The following is a 947-nucleotide window of genomic DNA, read 5'->3' as shown; positions in this document are numbered from 1 at the left end:
CCGCCTGTCCATCCCACTGATCCTGCACCCATACCGCCTTAAATGTCACATTTCCTTCCGGCATTGTATAACTTGCACCGCTGGCATATGTCTTAGTTCCGTCACTCCAGCCTCCAAAATTCATGCCGTATACCTTAAAGGTATTCTCCGGAAGCGTAATCACAGTTCTGGCTGCGGCATTTTCCAGTGTCGGTGCCTCTCCCTGCGAATCCTGACGATCAGACGCAAAGGTAATTGCATACTTCGCCGCGATTGAAAGATTTATTTCGATTGTTTTTGTTTCTGTTGACGCGCTCTCAGCGGTATAGCTCAAAACAATCGTTCCCGTGATACTTCCGTTTTGTCCCGGATCTTTGTCATCCGTTGCCGGTGTTAGATTGAACTTTTCTTCGTTGGACCACTCTGCCTGAATTTTTTTATTTGTAATAACATCGTTTACAGCCTGCAAAATTTCCTCTGCTGTCGTCATATTTGTCACTGTCATCGCCTGCAGCGCTGCCTGTGCCGCTGTTTTGACATTCTCTAAGGTCTGCTCGGAAAATACATAGGCTCCACTTGTCTCTTTTTCACTATCCCCATAGACGGAATCACCGGTCGCCCAAACTTTAAACGTATAGGTTCCGCTTTCCGCTATCTGGGAGGTAAAATCGTAGCTGGTTGCGCCTGTCCCAAGCGCCACCTCACTGCCTTGTTTTGAACCATTCTTATAGAGCTGTACTTTATAACCCGACGCATGCTCAACCTGATTCCAAACAGCTTTTCCATTTACTGTCACATCCCATTTGACATCCGCAGGCGCTGCAAGCTGAACAAGTTTTACCTCTTTTTTAAGCACAATTGAGCCGATCAAACTTCCCTTGTAATGGACATAAAGCTGTTTTTCATTTGTACTGCCAAGAGCCAGCGATTTAGCAAATCGAATCTTTATCCCCCATCCATTTTCTGTT

At 45.9% G+C, this 947-nt stretch carries 1 pseudogene; it reads right to left on the bottom strand.

The annotated features are described in order from the left end of the window. A pseudogene (locus QVO97_RS11075) lies at positions 1 to 947 on the bottom strand (hypothetical protein); the annotation flags it as partial.

Origin of the sequence: Clostridium sp. CAG:43 (assembly GCF_000434655.1) — a bacterium.
In the GTDB taxonomy this organism is placed as follows: Bacteria; Bacillota; Clostridia; order Lachnospirales; family Lachnospiraceae; genus Otoolea; species Otoolea fessa.
The sequence above is the reverse complement of the archived record's forward strand: the minus strand, read 5'-3'. Positions and strand labels throughout refer to the sequence as shown.